The sequence below is a fragment of the Nocardiopsis sp. CC223A genome (assembly GCF_030766825.1).
Classification (GTDB): domain Bacteria; phylum Actinomycetota; class Actinomycetes; order Streptosporangiales; family Streptosporangiaceae; genus Nocardiopsis.
In genome coordinates this window covers 26,457-35,717 of sequence record NZ_JASFDV010000072.1, presented here as the reverse complement: position 1 = coordinate 35,717, position 9,261 = coordinate 26,457, and the positions used below count along the sequence as shown (strand labels likewise).

The 9,261-nt window shown below is 72.0% G+C and carries 7 protein-coding genes and 1 pseudogene; 7 read left to right on the top strand and 1 reads right to left on the bottom strand.

Annotated features, from left to right (window positions below; all coding sequences use genetic code 11):
• The coding region (locus QJS33_RS24025) for a serine/threonine-protein kinase (RefSeq protein ID WP_306370331.1) at positions 1-1,977 on the bottom strand (1,977 nt) is incomplete at its 3' end.
• A 175-nt stretch (positions 1,978-2,152) separates the two neighbouring features.
• Between QJS33_RS24025 and QJS33_RS24020 the strand changes: the two genes are divergently transcribed.
• The 7 genes and pseudogenes from QJS33_RS24020 to QJS33_RS23990 all read left to right on the top strand — a co-directional run bounded on the left by QJS33_RS24020 (position 2,153) and on the right by QJS33_RS23990 (position 9,215).
• Complete coding sequence (locus QJS33_RS24020; protein ID WP_306370330.1) at positions 2,153-3,832, top strand: serine/threonine-protein kinase; 1,680 nt, start codon at positions 2,153-2,155, stop codon at positions 3,830-3,832.
• 96 nt (positions 3,833-3,928) lie between these two features.
• A complete protein-coding gene (locus QJS33_RS24015; protein WP_306370329.1) occupies positions 3,929-4,333 on the top strand; it encodes a hypothetical protein in 405 nt (134 codons plus the stop codon).
• Positions 4,333-4,566, top strand: a complete 234-nt coding sequence (locus tag QJS33_RS24010) for a DUF4258 domain-containing protein (RefSeq protein WP_306370328.1) — start codon at positions 4,333-4,335, stop codon at positions 4,564-4,566. The genes QJS33_RS24015 and QJS33_RS24010 overlap by 1 nt, the downstream gene beginning before the upstream one ends.
• 5 nt (positions 4,567-4,571) lie before the next feature.
• Positions 4,572-4,715, top strand: a pseudogene (locus tag QJS33_RS24005) (hypothetical protein); the annotation flags it as partial.
• Between the two features lie 162 nt (positions 4,716-4,877).
• A complete protein-coding gene (locus QJS33_RS24000; protein WP_306370332.1) occupies positions 4,878-5,114 on the top strand; it encodes a helix-turn-helix domain-containing protein in 237 nt (78 codons plus the stop codon).
• Positions 5,115-5,207: 93 nt separating this feature from the next.
• Positions 5,208-5,882 (top strand): uracil-DNA glycosylase, encoded by a 675-nt coding sequence (locus QJS33_RS23995; RefSeq protein WP_306370327.1) that lies wholly within the window; start codon positions 5,208-5,210, stop codon positions 5,880-5,882.
• A 123-nt stretch (positions 5,883-6,005) separates the two neighbouring features.
• Positions 6,006-9,215 carry an NACHT domain-containing NTPase gene (locus QJS33_RS23990; protein ID WP_306370326.1) on the top strand — a complete coding sequence of 1,070 codons (3,210 nt, stop codon included), beginning with the start codon at positions 6,006-6,008 and terminating at the stop codon, positions 9,213-9,215.
• Positions 9,216-9,261: the final 46 nt, after the last annotated feature.

Here is a 9,261-nt window from a genome sequence, read left to right as displayed (position 1 = left end):
GGCCCTCGGCTCGTTCTCGGGCAGGACGATGGTCGACTCCGTGTCCGAGGACGCCGCGGGCGTGCCGAACGCCGGGGTCGGAGACGGCGCCGCGGTCGCACCCGTCCCCTGCCAGCCGGAGGCGGCGGACCCGCCCGGGCCCCGTGCGGCGCCGGGGCCCTGGGCGCCACCCGAGGTGGCCGCGCCCTGCGGCACGCCAGGAGCAGAAGCAGCGGATGAGGCCGGCGGACCGCTGGGGTCGGACGGTGCCGGAGCACCGGCAGGGCCGCCCGGAACCCGCGGGGCGCCGGGGCGGGCGACCGAGGTCCGCGTGCCGGGCGGGGTGCCCGGGGCGGGTGCGGCGGTGCCGGGGGACGGCGGGAGGACAACCGTCGCGTCCGTGCTCTGCGCGTCACCCGCGGTGTCGCCCGACGCCGTCGGGCTCTGCTCTCCGGCCGGGGCCTGTGCGCCACCCGAAGCGGACGAGGCGGGCGGGGCGGGCGGGCCACCCGAGGCAGACGGGGCGGACGGTCCGGGCGTGCCACCCGAGGCAGACGGGGCGGACGGTCCGGGCGGGGCACCGGAAACGGCCGATGCCGGAGCGTCGGCGGGGACGGCGAAGGCGTCCGAGGCCTGCGCGCCACCCGAGGCAGACGGGGCGGACGGTCCGGGCGGGGCACCGGAAACAGCCGGTGCCGGAGCGTCGGCGGGGACGGCGAAGGCGTCCGGGGCCTGCGCGCCACCCGGGGCGGGCGTACCACCCGAAGCGGACGAGGCGGCCGGGGCGGCCGGAGCCTGCGCGCCACCCGAGGCGGACGTGCCACCCGAAGCGGACGAGGCGGGCGCGCCACCCGAGGCACCGGAAACGGCCGATGCCGGAGCGTCGGCGGGGGCGCCCGAGGGTCGCGGGGCGGCGGGGAGGCCGGAGGGCGGGGGTCCGGCGACGGCGAGGCCCCGGGGGAGGACGGAGGGGTCGAGTACGGCGGTGGAAGAGGTGTCCTCGTCCTGTGCGGGGGCGGCGGGCTCGGGGAGGGCGGCACTGAAGAGCGAGGCGGCGAACACGGCGGAGGTGCCCGGGTCGCCCGCCGGATCGCTGCCCGGCCCCGTCCAGGGCACGGAAGTGGCCAGGGTGCGCAGCGCGCCCACCCAGGCGGAGGCCTCGGGCCGGTCGGCCGGCTCGGCCGAGAACATCGCCGCCACCAGGGCGCGGGTGCGCTCCTCGGCGTCGGCGAGCAGCGGCAGCGCCGCGAAGCGCTCGCGCAGCTGCTCCGGGGCGGTCGGCGGATCCTCGCCCGTCAGGGCGTAGAACGCGACCGCGCCGAACGCGTAGCGGTCGGTGGCCGGGCTGTACTCCCCGCTGAAGATCTCCGGCGCCGCGTACCCCGGCGTGAACCACGGCCGGGCCGTCATGTGCCGGGCCGCGATCCGGCTCAGCCCGAAGTCCACCAGCGTCGCCTGCCCGTCGGCGTCGATCATGATGTTGCCCGGCGACAGGTCGCCGTGCACCACCGGCCGCTTGGACGGCGTGGCGCGCCCCGCGTGCAGCATGTCCAGCACCTGGGCGATCTGCTCCAGGTAGCGCAGCACCTCCCGCTGCCCGCGCGCCCCCTCCCGGGCGTGCTCGGCGCGCCAGTCGCGCAGGTCCAGCCCGTCGATGTGGTTCATCACCAGGTACAGGCAGCGGTCCGTCTGCTCCCCCGCCCCGTCCCGCGGGTGCTCCGGCGCGCCTTCGAAGTGCTCGCGGACCCCCACGACGCCGAGCCGGTTGATGAAGCGCAGCAGCTCCGCCTGTTCGGCCCAGCGGGTGCTCAGCTCGGCGAACTGCGCGGAGTCGGCGGCGATGTCGGCGTTCAGCGCCTTGACCACGACCGGTTCCGTCTGCCCTGCCAGGGTCACCTCCGCGAGGTAGAGGGTCGCCTCACCGCCGCGCCCGACGGAGCGGACCAGACGGTACTTGTCCGGCTGAGCGTCCGGACCGACGTAGAGACTCAGGCTCACGGCTGTGGTACTCGATTCCACGTGGGGGCTGCGGTATCGCCCTCGGCGGGGGTTCGGCCTGCGGGCACAGGGGACCACATTAACGCGGACAACTGTACCCTTACGCCCTGTACGGCCCTTCGGCCGTGAACGGCCGCGGGTGCGGCGGACGGGCTCGGGACGGTGAGGAACGGGAATGGCCGACGAACGGGTACTGGGCGGCCGCTACCGTCTGCTCTCCCGCCTGGGCCGGGGCGGCATGGGCGAGGTGTGGCGGGGCGTCGACGAGCTCCTGGACCGTCCGGTCGCGGTCAAGCTGGTGCGCGCCGAACGGGGCGGGTCCGACGAGGCGGCCGCCCGGTTCCGCCGTGAGGCGCGGGTGACCGCGCGCCTGGCCGGCCACCCGAACATCGTCATCCTGCACGATTTCGGCCGGGAGTCCGACGGCTCGGTGTACACGGTCATGGAACTGGTCGCCGGGCGGCCGCTCGCGGACGTGCTGCGCGACTCCTCTCCCCTGTCGGTCGAATACGCCGCCGACCTGATGTCCCAGGCCGCCTCCGGGCTGGGTGCGGCGCACGCCGCCGGGATCGTGCACCGCGACGTCAAGCCCGGCAACCTGATGGTGATCGGCGAGCGGGCCGAACTGTACGGCGGCACCCTGAAGGTCCTGGACTTCGGCATCGCGGCGCTCACCGCGTCGGAGCAGAGCCGCCGCCTCACCCAGACCGGCCGGGTGCTGGGCACCCCTCTGTACATGGCCCCCGAACAGGTGCGGGGGGAGCGGGTGGGCCAGGCGGGCGACCTGTACTCGCTGGGCGCGATCCTGTACCAGATGCTCACCGGCCAGCCCCCGTTCTCCGGCGACGACCCGCTGGCGGTGCTCCGCGGCCACCTGCGCGGGAAGCCGCGGCCGGTGGCGTCCCTGCGCCCCGAGCTGCCCGGGCCGCTGGCGGAGCTGGTGGACGCCCTGCTCGCCAAGCAGGCCGAGGACCGCCCCGCCTCCGCCGAGGAGGTGCGCGAGCGGCTGGCGCCCTTCTCCGTGCCCCGCCCCTCGCGTCCGGCGGCCGGTCCCGACACCGGATCGCTGCCGGCCCCCGAGACCCTCCCCTACACGAAGGCGGCGGCGCCCCGGGCGCCCGCCGCCCGGCCCCCCGGGCGGGCCGAGGACCGTTCCGCGCTGCGGTCGCTGGTGGAGCGGGCCCAGGAGGCGGCGGGCGAGGGCCGGTACGCGGAGGCGGCGGAGCGGCTGCGCCCGCTGCTGCCCCGGCTGCGCTCCGCGTTCGGACCCGACGACCCCGAGACGCTGCGGGCCCGCCGCCGGGAGGCGTACCTGACGGGCAAGGGCGGCGCGCACGCGCGGGCGGCGGAGTCGATGGAGGCCCTGCTGCCGGACATGCTGCGGGTGTACGGCCCCCGCCACCCGGAGACGCTGACGGTGCGCTACTACCTGGCGACCAACGCGGGCCGGGCGGGCGACCACGCCCGGGCGGCCCGGGTGCACGCCGAACTGCTGCCGGACCTGGCCGCGGTGTACGGCCCCGACACCGAGCGGGTGCTCACCACCCGGCTGTACCTGGCGTTCGAGACCGGGGAGGCGGGCGAGCCGGGGAAGGCGGTGGAGGTCCTCGGGGGGCTGATCCCCGAACTGGAGCGGGTGCTGGGCGAGGACCACCCGACGACGCTGCGGGCCCACCACTACCAGGCCGCCTACCTGGGGCACGCGGGCGACCCGGCGGAGGCGGCCCGCCGGTACCGGAGGCTGGTGGCCCGGCACGTGCGGCTGTACGGGGAGGAGGCCGCGGAGACCGTGCGCGTGGCCGCCCACCTGCGCCGCTGGCACGGTCTGGCCAAACGGGCCGGTTCCGGGTCCTGAGCCCTCGCACGTCCATGCCCGCGATCACGGGCTCTCATCGACGAATTGCGCCGTTCCACCCCTGACCGGTGTCCTTCATCTCTATCGTCAGATCGCATGGAACGCGATAATTCCGTGTCGCCGCCGGATCTCGTGCTGCTTCTCGGAGCCGAAGTCGGCTTGGACGGGGACGTCCTCTCGATCAGGGATCCCGCCCTGCGAACTCTCACCGTTGAGCATCTGCCGACGACGGTCGAGCTGGGTGCCGCGCTCATACCTGCCGCCTCCCTTGCCGGAGAGAACGAGGACGATCACCTCAGGCTGGAAGTCCTGCGCCCTTCGGGGAGCGCGGCGTTGAGTCTGAGCGATGCGCTCACCGGCTCGGCTCACCACCGGAATCGTCCCTGGGCCCGGACTCTACAAGTGGTCATCGATGAGGTCGGTATCTGGCAGGTCACCGTGAGGGTCGGAGCGTCACAGGCATACCGGACGCTCAAGGTGACGGTGGAGGGCTGGAGCTGATGCCGCCGCGTTTCACGGATCACCTGCGCGCAAGGATGCGGCGGAGGCGTATCACCGAGGAGGACGTCCGGACCGTTCTCCAGCGTCCGATGGACGAGGTTTACGACCCAGAGAACCGTTCCTACAAGCTGTACGGGCGGACCACGGACGGACGCAAGATCTACATCGCGGTCAAGGACACGACCCTGGGTACGGACAACCCTGTGATCAAGAGTGTGGTGGAGGTAGATTGACTTGCATGGCAGGGGACACGGACCGGAACATCACCATCGACCAGGAAGCCGATGCCGGATATCTGACCCTCGATGACAGCCCGGTGGCGAAGACCATCGATCACGGGGGTTTCCTCATCGACCACTCCCCGGGGGGGCGGCCGGTCGGCGTCGAGGTGCTCACTCTCCAGCGCCCTCTCGACGCCGAGGCCGTGATGGAGGCACTCACCGAGGACGGGGCGACGACGGACGCGGAGATCCGGTCCTGGGTCGAGTCGTTCGCCGCTCAGATCAGGGACCTGGACGACCGGGTCCCGGCGCCGGTGCCGACACTGCGCGATCGGCCCGCACGACCGCTTCGGGGTTCCGCACCTCCTCTGGAGGAGGTACGGCTCCTGACCGTCGCCGAGGTGGCCACGATCATACGGGTTTCGAAGATGACGGTGTACCGCATGGTGCATTCCGGTGTGCTGTCCGCCATCAGGGTCGGCCGTTCCTATCGGGTGCCCGAACGGGCGGTCCACGACTACCTCCGGGAGGCGAGTGCCGACCTGCAGGCGCTCGGTTGATCGTCCGCCCGGGCGCCCGCTCGGGGTGTCCGTTCGGGGGTCGATCGCCCTGAACGGCCGTGGATGTCGCCGCCGAACGCTAATGTTCTGGCCATGGGCACCAAGGACCTCAACGAAATCATGGAAGCCGGGTGGGCGAAGGCCCTGGAACCGGTCGCACCGCAGATCACCGCGATGGGTGATTTCCTCCGCCAGGAGGTCGCCGAGGGGCGCACCTACCTGCCGGCCGGCGAACACGTCCTGCGCGCGTTCCAGCAGCCGTTCGACGACGTGCGCGTGCTCATCGTGGGCCAGGACCCCTACCCCACGCCCGGCAACCCGGTGGGGCTGAGCTTCTCCGTCGCCCCCGGTGTGCGGCCGCCCGCGAGCCTGAAGAACATCTACAAGGAGATGCAGGAGGACCTGGGGCTGCCGATCCCGAACACGGGCGACCTCACCCCGTGGACGAAGCAGGGCGTGCTGCTGCTCAACCGGGTCCTGACGGTGCAGCCCGGTTCGCCCGCCTCCCACAAGGGCAAGGGCTGGGAGGCCATCACCGACCAGGCCATCCGCGCGCTGGCGGAGCGGGGCGGGCCGCTGGTGGCGATCCTGTGGGGGCGCCAGGCGCGCGACCTGCGGCCGCTGATGCCGGGCGTTCCGTGCGTGGAGTCGGCGCACCCGAGCCCGATGTCGGCGCGGAACGGGTTCTTCGGCTCCAAGCCGTTCAGCCGGACGAACGAGATGTTGAAGGAGCAGGGCGCGGAGCCGGTGGACTGGAGCCTGGCCTAGCGCTCACCCCCGAACATACGTCCCCCAGCACCCATACCCCTGTTGACCTGCGGACTCGGCACCGACCCCCGGTGCCGGGTCCGACCCGTGTTCCGCCCCCGACGACGGAAAGGTCCCCCGAACGTGGCCAAGCAGCTGTCCTACGCGGATGCTCTGAAGATCCTGGGAAAGAACGACTCCGAGGTCCTGGACATGGCCGAGAAGCTGGCCGACGGGGGCTTGGGAGCGCTGGGGGTGCCGGACCTCTTCGGCATCAGGGGCATGGTGGTGGGCAGGGGCCGCAAGGCTCTGGAGGGGATGCGGGGCAAGCTCAGGGGCGAGAGCAGGGTGTCCCGGACGGAGAAGATCCTAGCGGCCGAGCGGATCCTGACCGTCGTCTCCTTCTTCGAGTCGGTGGAGGAGGCGTGGCGCGAGGCAGAGATGCCGTTCCCTTTCCAGGATCTGGAGATCACCGCGGAAGAACAGCTCGCCCTGGGGCGTGCAGCCCTGGACACCTCCCCCGCCGGGCTGCTCTCCGGTCCAGGCCCCTGGCAGGCGGAGGGCACCGCTCCCGGGCCTCGGCGGCTCCAGCCCGCGCGGTTCAAACCGCTGCGCCTCGCCTTCCTGTCCATGGTCACCGGGTTGGCCGTGTCCGAGGAACACGGCATCACCGACACGCACCACCCCCGGCTGGCCGCGCTGAATGCGCTGCTGCGCACAGCACCGGGACTGAGGTACCTGGAGAACAGAAGGGTCCTCGCCACGGAAGTCCCCGAGTTCGGGCTCTGGTTGCAGGAAGAGGAGCACTCCCGGACCCGGAACCGCGTGGACACCGGGCTGAGCAGGCTGGGCCGCCTTCTGGAGAAGATCGCCTCCGACCGTCCCGTGGCGCGTCGGTGCGCGGAACTCTCCACGATGTACCGGTCGGTCCTGCGGCAGCCGGTCCTGCCCTCCGACACCGCGTTCGGGGGCCTGGTCGTCCCTTCGCTGGAGAAGGCTTACCTGTCACCGCTCGCGCGGGTCTCACACGCCACCAATGTCTCCGCCCCCGCGGCCGAGTCATGGTGGCAGGACATCCCCGTCACGGACCGGGTCGAGGAATTCATGGCCGCCCACCTCGTTCATCCGCGTGCCACGTCGCTCCCGACCGTCCTCCTGGGGCACCCGGGAGCGGGCAAGTCGAAATTCACGGAAGTCCTCGCCGCCCGGCTCTCCCCCTCGGACTTCCTGCCGATCCGTGTGGAGCTGCGTTCCGTCCCGTCCAATGCCCCGATCCACGCGCAGATCGAGGAGGGCCTGGCCCAGACCCTCAATATCCGAGTTTCCTGGCGGGATCTGGCGGACTCGGCGGACGGCACGGTTCCCGTGATCATCCTGGACGGCTTCGACGAACTCCTCCAGGCCACAGGGGTGGACCGCTCCGACTACCTGGAGCGCGTCCACGAATTCCAGCTACGCCAGGAAACCCTGGGAAAGCCCGTGGCCGTCATCGTCACGACCCGGACCGTCGTCGCCGACCGCGCACGGTTCCCCATCGGAACGACCATGGTCAAGCTCGAACCCTTCGACGACGCCCGTATCGAGCGCCTGCTCGGCGTCTGGAACAGCGCCGGTCCCCCACTCGGCGGCACCGCCTCCCCGGTCCTGCCCGAAGACGTCGCCCCCTACCGGGAGCTGGCGGAACAACCGCTGCTGCTGATGATGCTGCTCATCTACGACGCCGAGGACGGGGCGCTGCGCCGCACCGGCGGGCACCTCACCCACGGGGAGCTGTACGAACGGCTGCTCACCGCGTTCGCCGAACGCGAGGTGAGAAAGAACGGGTCCGCGCTCGACCGTGAGGGTTTCGAGCGGGCGGTCGAGAGGGAGCTGCGCCGCCTGGAGGTGACGGCGCTGGCCATGTTCGCCCGGCGCAGGCAGCACGTGACCGCCGAGGAACTGAACCGGGACCTGGGAGTACTGATGCCGGAAGGCGTCCGGTACACGGCCGACCCCGGTCTGCACGGCCGGATCGACCCGGCCCACCAGGTGCTGGGCAGGTTCTTCTTCGTGCACGAGGCGCGGGCACGGACCGGTGACGGAGGGGTGAGCGTGTTCGAGTTCCTGCACGCCACCTTCGGGGAGTACCTGGTGGCCCGCGCCGTGGTCGCTGCGCTGGACTACCTCGCCGAGGCCCGGTCGCTCGCCCGGCGCCGACGCGGGTTCGCGCAGGGAGCCGACGACGGGGAACTGTACGCTCTGCTGTCGTTCGCCTGCCTGCCCGGCCGGGAGAAGATCACGGACTTCCTCACCGAGGAGCTGGAGAAGAGGTTCCCCCCGGACACGCAAGCACGATCGGACTGCGCTCGACTGCTCGTCGACCTGTTCCAGGAGGCCCCGTTCCCGCCGGCCGACCGGTCCCACGGCGACTACGCCCCCGCGCGCCTACCGGTCACCGTCCGCCAGGCGAACTACACGGCGAACCTCATCGTCCTGCTGACCCTGGTGCGCGAGGAGCCGACCGACCTGCGCGAACTGTTCCCCGAGGTGCGCAACCCGCTGGCGGAATGGCGCAACGCGGCGAACCTGTGGCGCACGTTGCAGAGCTCGGAATGGTTCGCCTTCCTCCACTCGGTACGGGTGAAGCACCTGAACGGCTGGGACGGGGACCGGTGGAACACGGTCATCGTCCGTGACCCGGGTGAACCGGTGAATGTGGGCGAGTGCGTCGGCTTCGAGCTCTACACGGACGTGGACGTGATCCCGGACGTACTCGACCCCTACCAGGTGACCGTTCCGTTCGCCTCGACCACATCTCGGATGCTGCGCTCCATCTCCATGCGCGTCAACGGCACCAACGCACGTACGGTCCTGGGTACCCTCCCCTACCTGCACCGGATCTCACGGGATCTGGGGGGCTGGTTCGTGGACACGGGAGAGCCGACGGCCTGGCTCGAAATGCATGAAATCCTGCGGTTGCGCCTGGAGCCGCCGGGCTTGGACCCGAGCGCCCGCATGGCCGGCTACCGCAGGCTGCTCATCAGGCAGTCACTCGGCCCGCTGGAACTGCTGGTGCTGCGCCAGGCCGCCGAAGACGCCCGGTGGCCCGGCGACAGGGGTGACATGGACATGGACCGGCTCCGTCACACGGTGGTGGGCTACCTGAACGGTGTCGTATCCCCGGCCCGCGGGTCCGCGCCAGCACGGGAGACGGTCCGAGCCGTGCTGGAGTCGTTCCCTGAAGGCTTCCTCCCGGACGAGACGCTGGAACGCGTCCTCGCGTCGGTGGAGACCCCCCACACGATGGCCTGGGAGCAGGAACACCATGGCCGCAGGCAGATCGTCATCAGCCCTCCCGGCAGCGGGGAGCGCTGACCTGCGGACTCGGCACCGACCCCCGGTGCCGGGTCCGACCCGTGTT